Source organism: Cupriavidus ulmosensis (assembly GCF_977008105.1).
On the sequence record NZ_CDRMWP010000001.1, the window covers coordinates 1,810,039 to 1,828,950 of the forward strand.

The following is an 18,912-nucleotide window of genomic DNA, read 5'->3' on the forward strand; positions in this document are numbered from 1 at the left end:
GGTTGCCGTACCGAATCGCCCCGCGTGCCCGCGCACCTGTCCGCGCGGGCATGCCAACCACTGCCGGCACGGCCTGAAGCCCGCCCATTCACCGTATGTCGGAAAGACCCAGCGAACGCATTTCGTTGCCGCCGATTCCCGCCAAGCGCTACTTCACCATCGGCGAAGTCAGCGAGCTTTGCGCTGTCAAGCCGCACGTGCTGCGGTACTGGGAGCAGGAATTCACGCAGCTCAAGCCGGTCAAGCGGCGCGGCAACCGGCGCTACTACCAGCACCATGAAGTCCTGCTGATCCGCCGCATCCGCGACCTGCTGTACGAGCAGGGCTTCACCATCAACGGCGCGCGCAACCGCCTCGACGAAGGGCGGCAGCACGGCCATGCGCCGGCTGAGGAAGAGCAGGCCGCGGTCGCGGCGGCGGCCGACGAGGCGCCGGTCTTCTCGCTCGACATCAACAACCTGCGCAATGAGCTGGTGGAAGTCCAGCACCTGCTCGCGCAGCTTCGGCAGATCGCGCGGCACCAGTAAAAAGTGCATCAAGGGTCTAGCCAGCGAGCAAATGGTTCTGATATAATCTTTTTCTTTCGGGGCGTAGCGCAGCCTGGTAGCGTACCTGCATGGGGTGCAGGTGGTCGGAGGTTCAAATCCTCTCGCCCCGACCAGCATCATGAGAAACCCGCACAGTGAAGACTGTGCGGGTTTTTTCTTTTTGTCCGCGCTTCTTTTTGCATCCGCAAAATGTTCGAATATCCGCAATACCCGCGCATCGGTCAATTTGCGTAATTGCCGGGCCATTGCCGCGAAGGATCGAAGCCATGCCGTCATGGCCGGAAAAACATCGGCGCTTTGCGCGAACGCGGGCAGATGATCGGGTTTGTAGTGCCCCGGCGCTGACTCTACAATCAAGGCGTGGCCGCGCGCTCTGCATGTCTTTCGGAACAGACGTTTGTTCGCTGCAGGCGCCGGCATCGCCGCGGCCTTTTTTCGCGGCATCGGGTTTCCGCAGCATCCGGTCGCAACGACGAGGAGTGGACGATGGCCAAACGCGAACGCTCTGCACGGGCCTTGCAGGACGAGGTGAGCCGGCGCATCCAGCGTATCGACGACATCATCGAGGGCGGCGCGAAGGTGCGCGTGCCATTGCCGCAGGCGCAGCCGCGCGACGCGCGCGGGCGCAACTGGGACATGAAGGCATTCGGCAATGCCAGCGGCTTCGAGAAGAGCATCCGCATCGTGGTGGACAAGGCGCGCGACGAATTCGACCTGGCCGAGTTGCCGGGCCAGGGCGCGGCCGACCCGTTCGGCGGCACTTCGTGAAGCGGCCGCCGGCGGTCTCGTTGGAGTAACGCATGCAGGCTTGCGATCCCTGCCATCTGCTCGTCGGCGCGCCGGCCTCGGTGCTGCCGCACGAGAACCTGGCCGCGTCCGGCGCGGGCGCGCTCGGCCTGGAGATCAACTCGCGCTGGGTGGACCGGCCGTGGCACTGCACGGTGTGCGGCGCGTGGATGTTCCAGAACGCGGCCCACGGCGACCCGCCCAATGTCTGGCGCATGGGGCGGCGCCCGCACGAGCGGCCGCTGGAGTGTGTCTGACCCGCTGCCGGCGCCGCGCTCCCGTTGCGCCGCGGCATGCTACGATGCCCGGCAAAGGGAGACATCATGAGCGAATCGAGAACGCTGCACTACCGCGGCCACGTGGTCCTGATCTCGGTGCAGCAGCACGCGCGCGGCTGCCTGGTGAGCGCGTCGATCGTGCGGGAGGGCAAGGGGGAGGTGCGCAATCCTTCGCCGCTGCAGTCGTGGATGGGCCATGAGCAGGGCGATCTGCTGGCGGTGGCGGACCGTGCCCAGGCGCGCGCCTGCCGCCTGATCGATGCCACGGTGGACCATGTTGCCTATGCGGCGGACTGAGCGGCGGTGCCGCGCGCGCCAGAAGTTTTGCGTCCCGGCCTACATGGCGGCGGGTCGCGGTCGTTAATCGGGGTATGAACTCATTCGATGCATCCGAAAAGGGCGCGGCCAACGCCGACGCCATAGGCTGGGGTTCGTCGCCGCCACACGTGCTGGCGGCCGTGCTCAACACCGCCCTGGCCGCCGAGGACCTGCACGGCTTCGCTGCGCTGCTGTCCGACATGGCGCGCGACCGCGGCCTCAAGGGCACGCGCGGTGCCCACCAGTCCATCTACGACATGCCGTACGCCAGCCTGCTGCCGCGCCAGCAGCATCTGCTGGCGGATGCGTTCGAGCTGCTGATCCGCCTCGGGCTGGAACTGCAGCCACGCCGCCCGCGCGTGCTGGGCGACGGCCCGGCCGACCTGCTGGTACGCGGCAGCCACGACATTCCCCCCACCTGAGGCGGCCGGCACCGCTGGCAGAACCGCCGCGCCGCATGCTAGCATCACGCAAAAATCAGGGGGGCCTCCAGCCCTGACCGATCAGATCGCCGCAAGACGGCGACACGCTGCCCGTGCCGAAGCCGATCGCGGCCGGACAGCCTTGCTGGCACCGGCCGCCCGCGCACGGCCGTGTTGTCCGAGGGGAGCGATCACGAGTCTTGGAGGTATGTGTGATGGACGAAGACGAACCTTTCGGGGTTGTGTTCGAGGATTTCCGCGTCATCTGGGTGGCCGAACGCCTGCAGGACGGCACCTGGACGGCGCGCTACTGCTGGCACCCGGGCACCTCCGAGGCTTCTGCCAAGGCCTTGCAGGCCGCGGTGCTGAGCGGCAAGTCCAAGCGCCTGCTGGGCGAATTCCGCAGCGAGGAAGAGACCGTCGCGGCCATCAAGGCCGCGGTGCTGCTCGAGGCCAAGTGGGTGCGCTGAGCCGGCCGCCTCCCGCGCGCTAGCGCGCGGGCAAGGCGACGTCCGGCAAGGCGATGCGGCTCCATTTCCAGCTCCACAGGCCGTCGCGCGTGAGGCCGATGACGATGCGCTCGCCGTTGTCCTTCGTGGCCGACGCCTCAACCGTGTTCAGGCCGCGGTAGGACAGCGCATACCTGATCGCGTCCTTCGCGGCTTCGCGCTTCGGTGCGCTGTCTTCCGCGCCCGGCGAGTCCTGCCGCGGGGCGGGGGTGGATGCCGGCGGCGCTGAGGGTGCCGAAGGCGCGGCGGCGGGCTTCTCGCCGGCCATCAGCGCCATCACGCCGGCCGGCGACACCATCGTGTCGATCATGGTGTGGATGACGGCCTGGCCGATGGCCTGGCCGATGCCGGCCAGCGGCGTGTCGCGCAGGGCCGGCGCCGCGCCGAGCTTCTGCTGCAGCGACGCGGTCAGTTGCTCCTTGAGGTTTTCGCGCAGGGCGGGGTAGTCGACGTAGCGCGAGAACTTGTCGGCATCGTGCGCCTGGATGGCCGCGCGCATCTGGTAGAGCGTCCAGTAGGGGCTGGCATAGCTGGTGGCGGCGACGGCGAGCGCCGCCGCGATTGCGGTCTTGAGGGTTCGGTTCATCGCGGGTCCGGTTGGCGCCGCCGCGGAAGGCGGCGGGCGCGATGCGCCCATTGTCCCCAAAGCCCGGCGCTCGCGTCCAGCTTCCGCGCGGCGCCGCCTGCCGCGCCTGTCCGGATGTCCTCAACGTCCCAACGCCCGAGCGCCCGAGCCCCCAAATGCCCGATCGTCCTAGCAGCCGGGCTGGCTGCGCTCGAGCAGCCCGATCTCGCGGATCGCCACCGACAGCATCGACAAGCCCGCCGCGCCCGAGGCGCGCTGGTCCGCCAGCATGCGCGAGAAGCGCTCGATCTGGGCTTGCCGGCCGTTGCGCCAGGCTTCGATCAGTTTCTCCGTGGTGTCCAGTTCCACCGGCTGCGACAGCACGCTCACGGTCAGCGCGCGCTTGAGGCGGCCCAGGTCTTCCAGCGCCGTGGTGCGCGCCAGCAGGTCCCAGTGGCTGTCGGCGGGCAGGGCCTGGGCGCGCTCGCGCAGCCAGCCGAAGCTGAACTCGGTGTCGAGCGCGAAGTAGACGCTGGCCACCAGCGCCAGGCCGCGCTGCGTGGCGGCCGCCACGTCGGCGATGTCGAGCGCGGCCGCGCAGATTTCCCCGGCGGCCACGCGCAGCGCCAGCGCGTCGTCCACGCCGGCCTGCGCGAGCGCCTGGCGCCGCTCGGCCAGCGCCGCCGCCTCGGGCGCGGCCAGCAGCGCCGGCAACTGCGGCGTGAGCCAGGCTGCGGCCTCGGCGTAGCGCGCGCTTTCGCCGCCGTCCTGGCCGCCGCCGGCGCGCGCATGGCGCAGGAACCAGAGGCTGGCGTGCTCCAGCAGCCGGCCCACGGCGGCGAACATGCGCGCCTGCACTTCGTCGTCGACGCGGTTGTCGAGCGCGTCGATCTCGGCCCACAGCGGCTCCAGCCCGAACACGTCGCGGCCGATCAGGCAGGCGCGCACGATGTCCGCGGGGCGCGCGTCGGTCTCTTCCAGCATGCGGTGGACGAAGGTGGCGCCGGCGCGGTTGACCAGCGTGTTGGTCAGGTGCGTGGACAGGATCTCGCGCCGCAGTGGGTGGCGCAGCATGGCCTCGGCATGCCGCTCGCGCAGCGGCCGCGGGAAGTAGGCCGGCAGCAGGCCCGCCACCAGCGGGTCCTCGGGCAGGCTCGATGCGAGCAGTTCGTCGTACAGCCACATCTTGCTGTAGGCCAGCAGCACCGCGCGCTCGGGCGAGGTCAGGCCCAGCCCGGCCGCCTTGCGCTCGACCACTTCCTCGTCGGCGGGCAGGAACTCCAGCGCGCGCTTGAGGCGCCCGGCGCGCTCCAGCCAGTGGATCAGGCGCGCTTCCTGGTCGAGCAGCGCGGCGGCGCTGCGGCCGGCCACCGAGAGTGCCTGGGTCTGGTAGTAGTTGTCCTCCAGCACCAGCAGGCCGACTTCGTCGGTCATCTCCGCCAGTTGCTTGTTGCGCTGCTTCTCGGTCATCTCGCCGTCGGACACCGCCAGGCCGAGCAGGATCTTGATGTTGACCTCGTGGTCGGAGCAGTCCACGCCGGCGGAATTGTCGATCGCGTCGGTGTTGATGCGCCCGCCGTGCAGCGCGAACTCGATGCGCCCGAGCTGGGTGAAGCCGAGGTTGCCGCCTTCGCCCACCACCTTGCAGCGCAGCTCGGCGCCGTTGACGCGCACCGCGTCGTTGCTGCGGTCGCCGACTTGCGCATGCGTCTCGCGGCTGGACTTGACGTAGGTGCCGATGCCGCCGTTGTAGAGCAGGTCGACCGGCGCCAGCAGGATCGCGTGGACCAGGTCGGCCGGCGACAGCGCCGCGGCGCTGGTGCCCAGGCAGGCCTGCACCTCGGGCGTGAGCGCGATGGCCTTGGCGGTGCGCGGGAACACGCCGCCGCCGGCCGAGATCAGGCTGGCGTCGTAGTCGGCCCAGCTCGAGCGCGGCAGCGCGAACAGGCGCTGGCGCTCGCGCAGGCTGGCGGCCGGGTCGGGCGCGGGGTCGAGGAAGATGTGGCGGTGGTCGAAGGCCGCCACCAGCCGGATGTGCGGCGACAGCAGCATGCCGTTGCCGAACACGTCGCCGGACATGTCGCCGACGCCGGCCACGGTGAAATCGGTGGACTGGATGTCGATGCCCATCTCGCGGAAATGGCGCTTGACCGATTCCCACGCGCCGCGCGCCGTGATGGCCATCTTCTTGTGGTCGTAGCCGACCGAGCCGCCCGAGGCGAAGGCGTCGCCGAGCCAGAAGCCGTATTCGGCGGAGATCGCGTTGGCGTAGTCGGAAAAGCTCGCCGTGCCCTTGTCGGCGGCCACCACCAGATAGGGGTCGTCGCCGTCGTCGCGCACCACCTCGGGCGGCGGCACCAGCGCGCCGGCGACGCGGTTGTCGGTCACGTCGAGCAGGCCGCGCAGGAAGGTCTGGTAGCAGGCGATGCCTTCCTGCAGCACCGCGTCGCGGTCGCCGGCGAGCGGCGGGCGCTTGACCACGAAGCCGCCCTTGCTGCCGACCGGCACGATCACGGTGTTCTTGACCATCTGCGCTTTCATCAGGCCGAGCACCTCGGTGCGGAAGTCCTCGCGCCGGTCCGACCAGCGCAGGCCGCCGCGTGCCACCGGGCCGCCGCGCAGGTGCACGCCTTCGACGCGCGGCGAGTAGACCCAGATCTCGAACATCGGGCGCGGCTCGGGCAGGCCCGGCACGCGGGCCGGGTCGAACTTGAACGACAGGCACGGGCGCGGCCCGCCGTCGGCGCCGTGGCGGAAATAGTTGGTGCGCACGGTGGCGTTGATGACGCCGAGGAACAGCCGCAGGATGCGGTCTTCGTCCAGGTTCGGCACCTGGTCGAGCGCGCCGCCGATGGCCTGCAGCAGCCGCTCGCAGTGCGCCGCGCGCGCGGCCTCGGTGGCCGGGTCGAAGCGCGCCGCGAACAGCGCCACCAGTTGCGCGGCGATGGCCGGGTTGCCGGTCAGCGCGCGCTCGATGTAGGCGTCGCTGAAGGTCGAGCCGACCTGGCGCAGATAGCGCGCATAGGCGCGCAGGATGGTGACGTCGCGCGCGGCGAGCCCGGCGCGCAGCACCAGGCGGTTGAAATTGTCGTTCTCGATCTCGCCGTTCCAGGCGCGCGCGAAGGCATCCTCGAACAGCGCCTTGATGCGCTCGATGTCGGCGCCGAGGTCGGCACCGGCGCCGGCGGCCACGCCGTCGGCCATCTCGAGCCCGAAGTCGTGCACCCAGACCGGCGCCGCGCCGCTGGGCTCGATCAGGTAGGGCCGCTCTTCGTCCACGCGCACGCCGAGATGCTCCAGCATGGGCAGGCTCAGCGACAGCGCGATCGGCTCGCGCGCGCGGTAGACCTTGAAGCGGAACGCGCCGGGCGCGGCCTCGATGGGCCGGTACAGGTTCATGGCCACGCCGCCGCTGGCCAGCGCGGCCTCCATCAGCTCGATGTCGCGCACCGCGGTGCGGGCCGGATAGTCCTCGCGGTAGCCGGCCGGGAACGCATCGCCGTAGCGGCGCAGCAGGCGGTTGCCCTGTTCCTCGCCGTTGCTGTCGAGCAGCGCGGCGGCGAGGTCGTCCTGCCAGCGGCGCGCGGCCTGCACGATGCGCGCCTCGAGCTCGGCCGGGTCGACCTCGGGCATGGTGCCGGGCTCGCCGCGCACGATGAGCTGGATGCGCGCCAGCGGCGACTCCGACAACTGCGGCGTGAACTCGCAGCCATTGCCGTGGAACGCGGTCATCAGCAGCTTCTGGATGCGCTGGCGCAGGTCGGTGTTGTACTTGTCGCGCGGCACGAACACCAGGCAGGAGACGAAGCGGTCGAAGCGGTCGCGGCGCACGAACAGGCGGATGCGCTGGTGCTCCTGCAGGCGCAGGATGCCCAGCGCGATGTCGGCCAGCTCGTCCTCGTCGGCCTGGAACAGTTCGTCGCGCGGATACTGCTCGAGGATGGTCACCAGCGACTTGTACAGGTGGCCCTTGGTCAGGAAGCCCGCGCGCGCCAGGACGTTGGCGAACTTGCGCCGCACCAGCGGGATCTCCGCGCACGACATCATGTAGGCGGTGGAGGTGTAGAGCCCGACGAAGCGGCGCTCGCCGAACAGCTTGCCGTTGGCGTCGACCAGCTTGACGCCGATGTAGTCCAGGTAGCCGGGCCGGTGCACGGTCGCGCGCGAATTGGCCTTGGTGACGAAGATCGGCGAGCTGCCCTCGATCACGCTGCTGGCGGCCGCCGGCAGTTCGGTGAGCGCGCCGGCCTCCGCCGGGCGCAGGCTCTCGCGCAGGATGCCGGCGCCGGACCCGGCCACGCCGCGTAGGTAGAAGCGGCCGTCCCGAGTGATCAGTTCGTAGTCGCGCTGCCCGAGGAAGGTGAAGTGGTCGTCGAGCATCCATTGCAGGAAGGCGCAGGCTTCCTGGGTCTCCGGCTGGCGGCCGTGCGGGGGCTGGGCCAGCGTCTCGACGGTGGCGGCGGCGGTGGCGGTCATGCCGGGCCAGTCCTCGACCGCGGCGCGCACGTCGCCGAGCACGCGCGCGATGCCGCTGCGCAACGCTTCCTGCGTGGCGGCGTCGCCGCAGCGGTCGACCTCGAAGTGGATGAACGATTCCAGCCGCGGCCCGCCCGCGGCTGGCGTGTCCGCCGCTGTGTTCGCCGGCGGTGCGCCGGCCTCGCCGTCGCCGGGCAGCGCGACCCTGGCGATGCTGCCGTCGGCCTCACGCCAGACCCGGAACACCGGGTGGATGGCGGAGTGCAGGGCCAGCCCGAGCCGGTTGATCTCCATCGTCACCGAATCCACCAGGAACGGCATGTCGTCGTTGACGATCTCCACCACGGAGTGGTCGGAATGCCAGCCGTGCTGCTCCAGGTTGGGGTTGTAGACCCGCAGCCGGGCGTTGCCGGAGACGAAGCGCTGCGCGGTCTGCCAGTGCGCCATCACCGCGCCGTACAGGTCGGCCACTTCCCGCTGCAGCAGGTCGTCGGCGTCGGCCAGGTCGTAGTAGTGCCGCAGGAACGGCTCCGCCCTGGCGAACATGTCGCCGGGCAGGCGCCCCTGGGCGAACTGCATCAGGTCGGCCAGCAACCGGGCCAGTCGCGTTTCGCTTTCCGCCAGCATGGTGTCTCCCCGGGGTCGTTTCGGCAGGTCCATGCGCGCCGGGCCCGCGCGGCGCCGTCGTGCGGTGCCGGGCCGGGGGCGGCATGAGCCTGCTAACTACTGTAGAGCATAAAGAGGCGCGCGGCGTGTCAGTCGTGTGATGGCCGGGTGGCGCCGGGGCAGGTATGAATTTAGCGACTAGGATCCATGACTTTATATCGCCGCTGGAATATGTCCGCTCTGGCTACACTGCTTATCTGCGCCTTACCGTCGGGTAGCCAGCGCGAGCCGGACGGGGGGCAAGGCCCATCCACGGCGTGCGCCAGCCAGCGGCCGGTCGGGGCAGGTTTCATGGAGACATATAAGATGTACAAGGAACGAATCCGGCTGGCCAGCCTCCTCGACAAGATCATGCCGGCGGATGCCGCCGCCGCGCTGATCCGGGATGGCATGACCGTGGGCATGAGCGGCTTTACCCGGGCCGGCGACTGCAAGGCGGTGCCGGAGGCGCTGGCCCGGCGCGCGGCGACCGAGCCACTGCGCATCACCTTGATGACCGGCGCCTCGCTGGGCAACGACACCGACAAGATCCTGGCCGAGGCCAACGTGCTGGCGCGGCGCCTGCCGTTCCAGGTCGACCCGACCCTGCGGCGCAAGATCAACGCCGGCGAAGTGATGTTCATCGACCAGCATCTGTCCGAGACCGTGGAGCAGTTGCGCGGCCGCCAGATCGCGCCGGTGGACGTGGCGGTGGTGGAGGCGGCGGCCATCACCGAGAGCGGCGGCATCGTGCCGACCACCTCGGTGGGCAATTCCGCCAGCTTCGCCATGCAGGCCGAGAAGGTCATCGTCGAGATCAACCTCAACATGCCGGCCGAGCTGGAAGGCCTGCACGACATTTATCTGCCCACGCCGCGCCCCGGCCGCGAGCCGATCCCGCTGACCGCGGTGGACCAGCGCATCGGCCTGACCTACATCCCGGTGGACCCGGCCAGGATCGCCGCCATCGTCATCACGCAGAAGGACGACAGCCCGTCCAGCGCGCTGCCGCCCGACCAGGACACCCGGCAGATCGCCGGGCACCTCAACGAATTCCTGCTGCACGAGGTCCGCGCGGGCCGGCTGGCGCCGTCGCTGCAGCCGCTGCAGGCCGGCATCGGCACCATCGCCAACGCGGTGCTGCACGGCCTGGTCGATTCGCCGTTCCGCGACCTGAAGATGTATTCGGAGGTGCTGCAGGACAGCACCATCGAGCTGCTGGACGCGGGCCGGCTGAGTTTCGCCTCGGCCTCCTCGGTGACGCTGAGCGGCCCGGTCTATGCGCGCTTCCTGGCGGACCTGGCGCGCTACCGCTCGCGCGTGATCCTGCGCCCGCAGGAGATCAGCAACCATCCGGAGCTGGTGCGCCGGCTGGGCCTGATCACCATCAACACGGCGCTGGAGTGCGACATCTACGGCAACGTGAATTCCACGCACGTGGGCGGCACGCACATGATGAACGGCATCGGCGGCTCCGGCGACTTCGCGCGCAACGCGCATATCTCGGTGTTCGTCACCAAGTCGGTGGCCAAGGCGGGCGCGATCTCCAGCATCGTGCCGATGGTCTCGCACGTGGACCATACCGAGCACGATGTCGACGTCATCGTGACCGAGCACGGCCTGGCCGACCTGCGCGGCCTGGCGCCGCGCGAGCGCGCGCAGCAGATCATCGCCAATTGCGCGGACCCGCTCTACCGCGACCTGCTGCAGGACTACGTGACGCGCGCCGGACGGCGCGGCGGCCAGACGCCGCACCTGATCGAGGAAGCGCTGGCCTGGCACGCGCGCCTGCGCGAGCAGGGCACCATGAGCGCCACCCCGGCGCTGGCGGCGGCCTGAGCGCCTGATGGCCCGGGCGGCGTGGCGGACGCGCGCCGCGCCGCGCCGCCGTCTTGCGCTGGCTGCTATCCCTTGAAGATCAGCACCGCCAGGACGAGGGAGGAAGCCATGAGTATCAGGACATCGAGCATGATGGTCTCCACGGAAGGAGCGGGGCCGTGCGGCAAAGCCGCGGGCGCGATCGCAGGCAAGGATGCGCGTACGGGCGCGGCCATAGCCTGACGGGACGCCGCGTGGCTGCCTGTCGGCGGCCTTCCTGCAGCTTTCCTGCTGCTTTCCAGTTTTCCTGCCGGGATATATCTCACACTTCGCCACGCGGCGTCATCCGCGCGATGGCGTTTCAAGCGGGCGTTGCAATCTCGGCTATGCCGATGCTGCCGCCGGGGACGCGCGCGGACGGTGCGCTGGCGCACCATCCGCGGCAATGCCCGCGCAATGCGGGCAGGCTGGCGATTACTGCTTGGGCGCGGCCTTGGCGCCGTCGGTGTACGGGTCGAACTTGCCCGACTTGGCACCATCGGTGTACGGATCGGGCTTGCCGGACTTGGCGCCGTCCGTATAGGGATCAGCCTTCTTCTTGGCGCCGTCCGCGCTCAGATTGGACTTGGTCGACTTCTTCGCGCCATCGGTATACGGATCGAACTTGCCCGATTTGGCCGCGTTCTTGTTCGGATCGCCCTTGTTGGTGTGGGCGCCGCCATACAGGTCGCCCCCATCGGTGTAGTTCTTCTGGGCGTGCGCCAGCTGCGCGCCCCCGAAAGCGGTCACGGCGACGATCATCAGAGCGGATACGGTCTTGTTGCGCATTGCTTGTCCTCATGGGTTTGGCCGTGGGCAGGGGGCACGGCCGTCGTACTGGTTGTCTGACCCGGTTACTTTACCGACTCGGGAGGGCCCTGCGATGTCAATTTCCTTCCCGTTATATTGAAGCACCAAGGACGGGTACGAATACTGCGCCAGATCAAGTGGCGCGGCATGGCAACAACAGGCGGGCGGGAAGGGCCGGCGGCCCCCCGCCGCATCGGGCCGGGGGCCGCCGCGAGGCTTACTCGAGCGTGATGTTCTGGTCGTGCGCGATCTTCTTGCGCAGTTCCAGTTCGCGCTTGATCTGCGCGGCGTACTGCTGCGGCGTGTTGCCGTCGGGATAGGCCCCGCTTTCGGCCAGCCGGCGCTTGACGTTGGGGTCCTGCAGCGTCTTCACGGCGGCGTCGTGCACCTTGGCAATGACGGCGGCCGGCGTGTTGGCAGGCGCCACCAGGCCATACCAGGCCATGTTGTTCATGTCCTTCATGCCGGCCTCGGCGAAGGTCGGCACGTCGGGCAGGCCTTCCACGCGCTTGGGCGCGGCCACCGCCAGCGCGCGCAGCTTGCCGGCCTGGATATGCGGCATCGACGAGGGCAGGTTGTCGAACTGGCCGCTGACCTGGCCGGCCAGCGTGTCGTTCAGCGCCGGGCCCGAGCCGCGGTAGGGCACGTGGACCATGTCGGTCTTGGTCAGGAACTTGAACAGTTCGCCGTCCAGATGCGAGATGCTGCCCTTGCCGGCCGAGGCGTAGCTGTACTTGCCGGGGTTGGCCTTCACCAGCGCGACGAATTCCTGCACGGTCTTGGCCGGCACCTTCGGGTTGACCGTCAGCACGTTCGGCACATTGACCAGGTTGGTGATCGGCGCGAAGTCCTTGAGCGGGTCGTAGGGGTTGCGGGCGTTGGTGGCCGGGTTGGTGGCCATCGTGCTGACCGTGGCGATGCCGAGCGTGTAGCCGTCCGGCGCGGACTTGGCCAGCGCATCGGCGCCGATCGCGCCGCCGCCGCCGCCGCGGTTTTCCACCACCACGGGCTGGCCCAGTTCGCGGCCGATGCCGTCGGCCACCGAGCGCGCCACGATGTCGGTGGTGCCGCCCGCGGCGAACGGCACGATGAGGCGGATCGGCTTGGTGGGATAGCTTTGCGCCATCGCGCCCTGGCACAGGCCGAACAGGGCCAGGCAGGCTGCACTGCTGATTTTCAGGACTGCTTTCAAGAGAGGCTCCGAAGATTCCAGGTTGGCTTGCGGGTGCGGCAACGGAGGCGCGGGCATGGCGGGTTCCCGTGTCTGGTCCCGTCTTGTTGTTGTGATTCCCTGCTGGCTTGCCGCAGTGTTCCGGGCGGCAGGGCGCGCCCGGATTTGCCGAAGCGACCGGAGTTGTTCCGTGATGCGGAACTATGTTCCGCGATGTGCTTCAGGTGCAATTCAACCGTGAAAGCGGGCGGGGCGGAATCAGTATCAACCCGGTATCAAGTTGGCGGAAATCCGGTATTCACCCGGGGCCGCCGCAGCCGGGAATCGATACGTCAAGCCGCGGCCCGCGTGAAAATCGAAGCGGACAAGCGCGTGGGGAAAGTGTGGGGAAAAGGAAGGGGAAATGAAAAGCGGAAAAGAAAAAAGCCGGGAGCATTTCTGCTACCCGGCTTCTTTGAATTCGCTGGTGGGGCGTGAGTGACTCGAACACTCGACCTACGGATTAAGAGTCCGCTGCTCTACCAACTGAGCTAACGCCCCAACGAAGTCAAAAATTATATCAAGGCATTTTCGATCGCGCAATAGCTGCGTGCATTTTATTGTGAATCCGTTGACGGGGCGGCGGCTACAATGCGCTCGTTCCGGCCATCGCCAGTCCCCGCACACGGAGAACCCTTCATGCATGCCAGAGTCCTGCGCTACCTCGACGAGGTGGTGAGCCGCGGCTCGATCCGCCAGGCCGCGCTGCACCTGCATGTGGCGCCGACCGCGATCAACCGGCAGATCCTGGATCTGGAGGCCGAGCTGGGCGCGCCCCTGTTCGAGCGCATCAACAAGCGGCTGCGGCTCACGCCGCTCGGCAAGATGGTGCTGGCCCACGTGCGCCAGACCCTGCGCGAGCACGAGCTGCTGCGCAGCCGGATCGAGGCCGTCAAGGGCATGCGCCAGGGCGAGGTCACGGTCGCCACCACGGCCGGCCTGGCCGGCTCGCTGATGCCGTCGCTGGTGCACGGTTTCCGCCAGCAGTACCCGGGCATCCTGGTGCGCCTGCTCGACTTGCCGGTGGCGGAAATCGCCGCCGCCGTCGAGCGCGGCGACGCCGACCTCGGCCTGGGCTACGACCTGCCCGACGTGGCCGCATTCCGCATCCTCGCCGGCAGCGACTGGCCGGTCGGCGCGGTGGTGGCGCCGGGCCACGCGCTGGCGGCGCGGCCGTCGGCGCTGCTGGCCGAATGCCTGGCGTGGCCGGTGATCCTGCCCGCGCCCTCGATGTCGCTGCGCGGCCTGCTCGACGAAGGCTTCGCGCGCGCCGGGCTGGCGGTCCTGGCGGCCACGGAGACGACCTCGACCGCGCTGATGCGCAGCCTGGTCATGCTCGGCGACGGCATCGCCTTTCTCAATCCGCTCGACGTGCTCGACGAACGCGCGCGCGGCACGCTCGCGTGGCTGCCGCTGCGCGACGGCAACCTGCCGCGCCAGACCCTGCGGCTGGTGGCGCGGGCGCGCGGCGAGCCAGGCGCGGCCGCCGGCCTGATGGCCGAGCGCATCGGCGCCGCGCTGGCCGAGGTGTTCGGCGCGGCGCGCTAGCCTGCAAATCTCCGGCCGGCGCTGTACTGATTTTGCGCACAGCATCGGCGCAATTCGATGCTTTGCCGGGCGCGGCCGGCGCCGTAGACTGCCCGGGCCTTCCACAACCGCTGCGGAGATGCCGCCATGCCCCTGATCCTGCTCCATGCCGACGTGCTCGTGACGATGGACGAACGGCGCCGCGAGATCGCCGACGGCGCGCTGGTGGCGCAAGGCCCGGCCATCGAATGGGTCGGCGCCAGCGCGGACCTGCCGCCGCAGTACCGCCGCCTGATCGACGAGGGGCGGGCCGAGGTGCTCGACATGCGCGGCCATGTGGTCACGCCGGGCCTGGTCAACACGCATCACCACATGTACCAGAGCCTCACGCGCGCGGTGCCGGCGGCGCAGGACGCCGAGCTGTTCTCCTGGCTGGGCAGCCTCTACCTGCTGTGGTCGCACCTGACGCCGGAGATGATCGACGTCTCCACGCGCACCGCGATGGCCGAGCTGATGCTGTCGGGCTGCACCACCACCAGCGACCATCTCTATCTCTACCCCAACGGCGCGCGCCTCGACGACGCCATCGCGGCGGCGGCGGACATGGGCATGCGCTTCCATGCCGCGCGCGGCTCGATGAGCGTCGGCCGCAGCAAGGGCGGCCTGCCGCCCGACTCGGTGGTGGAAGAGGAGGGCGCCATCCTCGCCGACAGCCAGCGGCTGATCGAGCGGTATCACGATGCCTCGCGCCACGCCATGCTGCGCGTGGTGGTGGCGCCGTGCTCGCCGTTTTCCGTGTCGCGCGACCTGATGCGCGAGTCGGCGCGGCTGGCGCGCAGCTACGGCGTGTCGATGCACACTCATCTGGCCGAGAACGACAACGACATCGCCTATTCGCGCGAACGCTTCGGCCTGACGCCGGCGCAGTACGCCGAAGCACTCGGCTGGGTCGGTCCCGACGTGTGGCACGCGCACTGCGTGAAGCTCGACGGCGACGGCATCGCGCTGTTCGCGCGCACCGGCACCGGCGTGGCCCATTGCCCGTGCAGCAATATGCGGCTGGCGTCGGGCATCGCCCCGGTGCGCGCGATGCGCGACGCGGGCGTGCCGGTCGGGCTGGGCGTGGACGGCAGCGCTTCCAACGACGGCGCCCACATGCTTGGCGAAGCGCGCCAGGCCATGCTGCTGCAGCGCGTGGGCTACGGCCCCGCGGCCATGAGCGCGCGCGAGGCGCTGGAGATCGCCACGCTGGGCGGCGCGCGCGTGCTCGGGCGCGACGACATCGGCGCGCTGGCGCCCGGCATGTCGGCCGACTTCGTCGCCTTCGACATGCGCGCGGTCGCCTACGCCGGCGCCGGCCACGACCCGGTGGCGGCGCTGGTCTTCTGCACGCCCGGCAATGTCGCCGCCAGCGTCATCAACGGCAAGGTGGTGGTGCGCGGCGGCGAGCTGCTGAGCGCGGAGTTGCCGCGCGTGCTGGCGCGGCACCGCGGCCTGGCGCGCGCGCTGTTCGAGCGCGCCGGCACGCCGGCGTAAGCCTGCGCGGCGGGCACCGCGCGCGCAGGACCAGAATGCCACGTGCGCGCGACCCCACTCGAGTGGGGCAGCATCATGTTTCCAATGTATTCACACTTGTCCCCGGGACGTTCCCCGAACGCCCCTGACCCTTCCCGAGCCCGCAGACCCGCGGGCTTTTTTTTTGCGTGCGAGGATGGCGTGCCGAGATGCCGCGGCGGCCGATCGTGCCGATGACATCTGTCACATTGATGCGGTATCAATGTCGGGACGACGCAGGCACCGAGGTGGACAAGAGGCGCGCGCAGCGGCAACGAAAAAACGGGGAAAAGCGGCAGGCGCGGGAAGCAAAAAAGGAAAGCGGAAAAGAAAAAAGCCGGGAGCATTTCTGCTACCGGCTTCTTTGAATTCGCTGGTGGGGCGTGAGTGACTCGAACACTCGACCTACGGATTAAGAGTCCGCTGCTCTACCAACTGAGCTAACGCCCCAACGAAGAAAGAGATTCTATCATCGTTTTTGAGTTTGTCAAACGTTTAGTGCTTTTTCTTCGTTCCGCGTTGGCGGCGCTTGCGCGGCGATCGCGCATGAAGCCGGCGCACGCGGCGGGAACTTGCCCGCGCCTGCGGCGGTCACGTCCGGAGGCGAACGAAGCGTAGGCCTTTGCGGACGAGTCGGGCCGACCCATGTTAGGATGTTTTTTCACTTGCAATGGAGGGCTGTACCGATGGATATCAAGTTCCAAGAGCAAGAGCGTTACGATATCAACAATGAAGGCTTGCTGTTCCACGCCGTCGTCGACGGCCAACCCGTCACCTGCGTGGTGACGCGCGAGGCGCTGTGGGAAGGCTTCAGCGCCGACCAGGTGCTGTCGCTCGAAGAAGCTTTCCGCGCCGGGCGCGAGACCATCGAGCGCGCCGCCGTGGTGCTGATCGAGCAGGGCGCCGCACAGCCGGTGGTTGTCAAGCGCGCCCACGTGGCGCCGCTCTGAAACGGGTTTCAGTCCGGGCCGGTCATCGGTCCGATCCCGGGCGCCCGCTTCATGTGTTTGCGGCTGCCGGCGATTCGCCAGCAGTTGCCTGGCGCCGGATTCTCCGGCGTTTCTCTTTTCGTTTCACTCCCCGTCGCTACTAGCCGCCATCGTGCCGCATGCCGTGCCGCGTGCCGTGGCAATGCCGCATTGCGCGCGCTTCATGCCGGCTGCGCGGCGGCGCCGGGGCGGCTGGCGCATTCCTCGAAGATGCGCGCGCGGCAGGCGCGGCACACCGCCGGGTCGAGCCGGGCGATGATGGTGTGCAGGGCCTGCCGCTTGGTCGGGAAGATGTGGTCCTCGCCCAGCTTGGTGGTGAAGCCGGTCTGCTCCCAGGTCTGCAATACCTGCGTGCGCGGCCGGTGGAAATAGAGATCGCCGCCGGCCGCGCGCCGCTCGGTCAGTTCGCTCTCCCACATCTCGGCGCCGGCCAGGTCGATGAAGTTCATGCTCTTGGTCATGGCCAGCAGGTGGATCTGCCCGGGGTGCGCCGTGCGCGCGTGGTGCAGCCGGTCGGTGACGTACTGCACGGCGCCGAAGTAGATCGCGCCTTCCATGCGCAGCAGCTTCAGTTGCGGGCATTCCGGCTGCGGCCGGCGCAGTTCGTCGAGCGGAGTGAAGCGGCGCTCGGGGTCGTCCGCGTCCGGCACCAGGCTGCGCACGGCCGGGCGCGAGGTGCGGTAGAGATAGGCCACCAGCGACAGGATGGTGCCGAGCAGGACCGCCATCTCCAGGCGGATGGCGAGCGTGGCGGCGAACGTGCTGATGGCGATGGCGAACTCGGCGCGGCTCAGGCTGGCGATGCGCCGCAGCCGCGCGAAGTCGAACAGGCCCCACGCCACCAGCAGCAGCATCGCGGCAATCGCCGCCAGCGGAATCTGCGCCAGCAGCGGCGCGCTGGCCGTCACCAGCACGACCAGCAGCAGCGCCGAGAACACGCCGGCCAGCGGAGTCTGCGCGCCGGCCTCGTAGTTGGGCATCGAGCGGTTCAGCGAGCCGCACGAGATGTAGGCCGAGAACAGGCCGCCCGCGATGTTTGACAGGCCCTGGCCGATGAACTCGCGGTTGGCGTCGATATGCTGGCCCGAGCGCAGCGCCACCGCCTTGGCGATCGAGATCGACTGGCCCAGCGCCACGATGGTCAGCGCCGCGGCGATGCCCAGCAGGTCGGGCACGGCCTGCCAGGCAATGTCCGGCAGATGGAAGGGCGGGATCGCCGAGGGAATCGGCCCGACCACGTTGACGTGGCGCGCGCCCCGGCTCCAGCCCGGCGCGTTGAGCAGCAGGGCCGTGCCGTAGCCGGCCAGCAGGCCCAGCAGCATGAACGGCAGGCGGCGCCAGACGCGCTTCACGGCGAGCGTGACGGCCAGCGTGACCACTGCCACGGTAAACGCGCTCCAGTTGATGGCGGCGGCGTTGTCCAGCAGGAAGCGCACCACGCCGAAGGCGCTGGTGCCGGTGGGCACGGCCAGCCCGAACAGGTCCTTGAGCGCGTAGAGCCCGATCAGCGTCGCCGCGCCGCAGGTGAAGCCGAGCAGCACCGAGGGCGAGATGAAGTTGGCCAGCGAGCCCAGCCGCAGCGTGCCCACCGCCAACTGCAGCACGCCGACCATGATGGTCACGGCCAGCGCGAGGTTGATGTAGGCCGGGCTGCCGGCGAAGGCCACCGGGCTCAACATGGCGAACAGCGCCAGCGAGTTGGCGTTGGTCGGCCCCGACATCACGTGCCAGCTCGAGCCGAACAGCGCGGCCACGATGCAGGGGATGACCGCCGCGTAGATGCCGTACTGGGGCGGCAGCCCGGCCAGCGTGGCGAAGGCCACGCCCTGCGGCAGCACCAGCACCGCGCCGAGCAGGCCGGCCACCAGGTCGGCGCGCAGCGAGGCGGCGCCGACCCGGTGGCGCCACGCCGGCAGCAGGCGCGCCAGCATCGCGCCGGGGCCGGCCGCGCTCATGCGCGCGGGTCCTTCGCGTCGAAGCTCTCCAGCAGTTCGTCGAGCGCGCCGTAGACCTTGCCGAGCCGCTCGGCGCCGATCATGCGCTCCAGCTCCGCGTAGCGCCGCTCGATCAGCGGCTCCATCGCGGCGATCATGGCGCGGCACTTGTCCGTCAGCGAGATCTGCTGGCGGCGCTGGTCGGTGGCGCAGCGCGAGCGCAGGATCAGGCCCGCCTCCTCCATGCTGGACAGCATCCGGGTCAGGCTCGGGCTTAAGATGAGGCAGGCGTCGGCGAGCTGGTTCGGCTCCATTTCGCCCTGCTCGTTGAGTGTGCGCACCACGCGCCATTGCTGCTCGGTCAGGCCATGCTGGCGCAGGATTGGCCGGAAGCCGGCCATGAGCGTTTCGCGGGCCTGCAGCAGCAGGTGGGGCAGGTTGCGGTGGCGGAAGGTAGCCGGTTTCATGCCCGCCAGTGTAGCCG

Annotated in this window: 17 protein-coding genes and 3 tRNA genes; 12 read left to right on the forward strand and 8 right to left on the reverse strand. The window is 69.3% G+C overall.

Translation table 11 applies throughout. The features are described 5' to 3' along the window. Positions 1 to 95 precede the first annotated feature (95 nt). The 8 genes from ACWTPI_RS08180 to ACWTPI_RS08215 all read left to right on the forward strand — a co-directional run bounded on the left by ACWTPI_RS08180 (position 96) and on the right by ACWTPI_RS08215 (position 2,822). Complete coding sequence (locus ACWTPI_RS08180; protein ID WP_029044283.1) at positions 96 to 527, forward strand: MerR family transcriptional regulator; 432 nt, start codon at positions 96 to 98, stop codon at positions 525 to 527. A 57-nt stretch (positions 528 to 584) separates the two neighbouring features. Then, positions 585 to 661 (forward strand) — tRNA-Pro (locus ACWTPI_RS08185). Positions 662 to 666: 5 nt separating this feature from the next. Next, complete coding sequence (locus ACWTPI_RS08190) at positions 667 to 867, forward strand: hypothetical protein (RefSeq protein WP_454731392.1); 201 nt, start codon at positions 667 to 669, stop codon at positions 865 to 867. Between the two features lie 167 nt (positions 868 to 1,034). Then, the gene (locus ACWTPI_RS08195) at positions 1,035 to 1,316 is read left to right on the forward strand and encodes a hypothetical protein (RefSeq protein WP_454731393.1); all 282 of its coding nucleotides are present in this window, start codon (positions 1,035 to 1,037) and stop codon (positions 1,314 to 1,316) included. 32 nt (positions 1,317 to 1,348) lie between these two features. Continuing rightward, positions 1,349 to 1,591: a hypothetical protein gene (locus tag ACWTPI_RS08200; RefSeq protein ID WP_020206207.1), complete on the forward strand. Its 243-nt coding sequence runs from the start codon at positions 1,349 to 1,351 to the stop codon at positions 1,589 to 1,591. A gap of 66 nt (positions 1,592 to 1,657) precedes the next feature. Continuing rightward, complete coding sequence (locus tag ACWTPI_RS08205; RefSeq protein WP_454731394.1) at positions 1,658 to 1,909, forward strand: hypothetical protein; 252 nt, start codon at positions 1,658 to 1,660, stop codon at positions 1,907 to 1,909. Between the two features lie 74 nt (positions 1,910 to 1,983). Further along, positions 1,984 to 2,352, forward strand: coding sequence for a hypothetical protein (locus ACWTPI_RS08210; protein ID WP_020206205.1), 369 nt, complete (start codon positions 1,984 to 1,986; stop codon positions 2,350 to 2,352). Positions 2,353 to 2,567: 215 nt separating this feature from the next. Beyond that, positions 2,568 to 2,822, forward strand: coding sequence for a hypothetical protein (locus ACWTPI_RS08215; RefSeq protein WP_020206204.1), 255 nt, complete (start codon positions 2,568 to 2,570; stop codon positions 2,820 to 2,822). 19 nt (positions 2,823 to 2,841) lie between these two features. On the opposite strand, the gene ACWTPI_RS08220 is transcribed toward ACWTPI_RS08215, so the two are convergent. Then, entirely contained in the window at positions 2,842 to 3,447 is a 606-nt protein-coding gene (locus tag ACWTPI_RS08220) for a DUF2939 domain-containing protein (RefSeq protein WP_059413120.1), read from the reverse strand. A 168-nt stretch (positions 3,448 to 3,615) separates the two neighbouring features. Continuing rightward, on the reverse strand, positions 3,616 to 8,529 hold the full coding sequence (locus ACWTPI_RS08225) for an NAD-glutamate dehydrogenase (protein ID WP_454731395.1): 4,914 nt from the start codon (positions 8,527 to 8,529) through the stop codon (positions 3,616 to 3,618). Positions 8,530 to 8,874: 345 nt separating this feature from the next. Between ACWTPI_RS08225 and ACWTPI_RS08230 the strand changes: the two genes are divergently transcribed. Then, entirely contained in the window at positions 8,875 to 10,386 is a 1,512-nt protein-coding gene (locus ACWTPI_RS08230; RefSeq protein ID WP_020206201.1) for an acetyl-CoA hydrolase/transferase family protein, read from the forward strand. A 453-nt stretch (positions 10,387 to 10,839) separates the two neighbouring features. Here ACWTPI_RS08230 and ACWTPI_RS08235 read toward each other — a convergent pair whose 3' ends face one another. The 3 genes from ACWTPI_RS08235 to ACWTPI_RS08245 form a co-directional block, all read right to left on the reverse strand. Beyond that, positions 10,840 to 11,193: a hypothetical protein gene (locus tag ACWTPI_RS08235; protein WP_020206199.1), complete on the reverse strand. Its 354-nt coding sequence runs from the start codon at positions 11,191 to 11,193 to the stop codon at positions 10,840 to 10,842. A 238-nt stretch (positions 11,194 to 11,431) separates the two neighbouring features. Further along, positions 11,432 to 12,406 carry a Bug family tripartite tricarboxylate transporter substrate binding protein gene (locus tag ACWTPI_RS08240; protein WP_059413118.1) on the reverse strand — a complete coding sequence of 325 codons (975 nt, stop codon included), beginning with the start codon at positions 12,404 to 12,406 and terminating at the stop codon, positions 11,432 to 11,434. 443 nt (positions 12,407 to 12,849) lie between these two features. Next, positions 12,850 to 12,925, reverse strand: a tRNA-Lys gene (locus ACWTPI_RS08245). A 138-nt stretch (positions 12,926 to 13,063) separates the two neighbouring features. Here ACWTPI_RS08245 and ACWTPI_RS08250 point away from each other — a divergent pair. Both ACWTPI_RS08250 and ACWTPI_RS08255 read left to right on the forward strand, forming a co-directional pair. After that, entirely contained in the window at positions 13,064 to 13,972 is a 909-nt protein-coding gene (locus tag ACWTPI_RS08250) for a LysR substrate-binding domain-containing protein (RefSeq protein WP_454731396.1), read from the forward strand. Between the two features lie 126 nt (positions 13,973 to 14,098). Continuing rightward, positions 14,099 to 15,487 carry an 8-oxoguanine deaminase gene (locus ACWTPI_RS08255; protein WP_454731397.1) on the forward strand — a complete coding sequence of 463 codons (1,389 nt, stop codon included), beginning with the start codon at positions 14,099 to 14,101 and terminating at the stop codon, positions 15,485 to 15,487. Between the two features lie 392 nt (positions 15,488 to 15,879). Here the strand turns inward: ACWTPI_RS08255 and ACWTPI_RS08260 are convergent. Further along, positions 15,880 to 15,955 (reverse strand) — tRNA-Lys (locus ACWTPI_RS08260). 236 nt (positions 15,956 to 16,191) lie between these two features. Between ACWTPI_RS08260 and ACWTPI_RS08265 the strand changes: the two genes are divergently transcribed. Next, positions 16,192 to 16,455 carry a DUF1488 family protein gene (locus ACWTPI_RS08265; protein ID WP_006159541.1) on the forward strand — a complete coding sequence of 88 codons (264 nt, stop codon included), beginning with the start codon at positions 16,192 to 16,194 and terminating at the stop codon, positions 16,453 to 16,455. 200 nt (positions 16,456 to 16,655) lie between these two features. On the opposite strand, the gene ACWTPI_RS08270 is transcribed toward ACWTPI_RS08265, so the two are convergent. Both ACWTPI_RS08270 and hpaR read right to left on the reverse strand, forming a co-directional pair. After that, positions 16,656 to 18,449, reverse strand: a complete 1,794-nt coding sequence (locus tag ACWTPI_RS08270) for a SulP family inorganic anion transporter (RefSeq protein ID WP_454731398.1) — start codon at positions 18,447 to 18,449, stop codon at positions 16,656 to 16,658. Then, a complete protein-coding gene (gene hpaR / locus ACWTPI_RS08275) occupies positions 18,446 to 18,895 on the reverse strand; it encodes a homoprotocatechuate degradation operon regulator HpaR (RefSeq protein WP_020201166.1) in 450 nt (149 codons plus the stop codon). The genes ACWTPI_RS08270 and hpaR overlap by 4 nt, the downstream gene beginning before the upstream one ends. Positions 18,896 to 18,912 lie beyond the last annotated feature (17 nt).

What these genes read in the sequence shown, in the direction of transcription:
- ACWTPI_RS08180 (WP_029044283.1), top strand. Translation starts at nt 96, where the DNA reads ATGTCGGAAAGACCCAGCGAACGCATTTCGTTGCCGCCGATTCCCGCC.
- ACWTPI_RS08190 (WP_454731392.1), top strand. Translation starts at nt 667, where the DNA reads ATGAGAAACCCGCACAGTGAAGACTGTGCGGGTTTTTTCTTTTTGTCC.
- ACWTPI_RS08195 (WP_454731393.1), top strand. Translation starts at nt 1,035, where the DNA reads ATGGCCAAACGCGAACGCTCTGCACGGGCCTTGCAGGACGAGGTGAGC.
- ACWTPI_RS08200 (WP_020206207.1), top strand. Translation starts at nt 1,349, where the DNA reads ATGCAGGCTTGCGATCCCTGCCATCTGCTCGTCGGCGCGCCGGCCTCG.
- ACWTPI_RS08205 (WP_454731394.1), top strand. Translation starts at nt 1,658, where the DNA reads ATGAGCGAATCGAGAACGCTGCACTACCGCGGCCACGTGGTCCTGATC.
- ACWTPI_RS08210 (WP_020206205.1), top strand. Translation starts at nt 1,984, where the DNA reads ATGAACTCATTCGATGCATCCGAAAAGGGCGCGGCCAACGCCGACGCC.
- ACWTPI_RS08215 (WP_020206204.1), top strand. Translation starts at nt 2,568, where the DNA reads ATGGACGAAGACGAACCTTTCGGGGTTGTGTTCGAGGATTTCCGCGTC.
- ACWTPI_RS08220 (WP_059413120.1), bottom strand. Translation starts at nt 3,447, where the DNA reads ATGAACCGAACCCTCAAGACCGCAATCGCGGCGGCGCTCGCCGTCGCC.
- ACWTPI_RS08225 (WP_454731395.1), bottom strand. Translation starts at nt 8,529, where the DNA reads ATGCTGGCGGAAAGCGAAACGCGACTGGCCCGGTTGCTGGCCGACCTG.
- ACWTPI_RS08230 (WP_020206201.1), top strand. Translation starts at nt 8,875, where the DNA reads ATGTACAAGGAACGAATCCGGCTGGCCAGCCTCCTCGACAAGATCATG.
- ACWTPI_RS08235 (WP_020206199.1), bottom strand. Translation starts at nt 11,193, where the DNA reads ATGCGCAACAAGACCGTATCCGCTCTGATGATCGTCGCCGTGACCGCT.
- ACWTPI_RS08250 (WP_454731396.1), top strand. Translation starts at nt 13,064, where the DNA reads ATGCATGCCAGAGTCCTGCGCTACCTCGACGAGGTGGTGAGCCGCGGC.
- ACWTPI_RS08255 (WP_454731397.1), top strand. Translation starts at nt 14,099, where the DNA reads ATGCCCCTGATCCTGCTCCATGCCGACGTGCTCGTGACGATGGACGAA.
- ACWTPI_RS08265 (WP_006159541.1), top strand. Translation starts at nt 16,192, where the DNA reads ATGGATATCAAGTTCCAAGAGCAAGAGCGTTACGATATCAACAATGAA.
- ACWTPI_RS08270 (WP_454731398.1), bottom strand. Translation starts at nt 18,449, where the DNA reads ATGAGCGCGGCCGGCCCCGGCGCGATGCTGGCGCGCCTGCTGCCGGCG.
- hpaR (WP_020201166.1), bottom strand. Translation starts at nt 18,895, where the DNA reads ATGAAACCGGCTACCTTCCGCCACCGCAACCTGCCCCACCTGCTGCTG.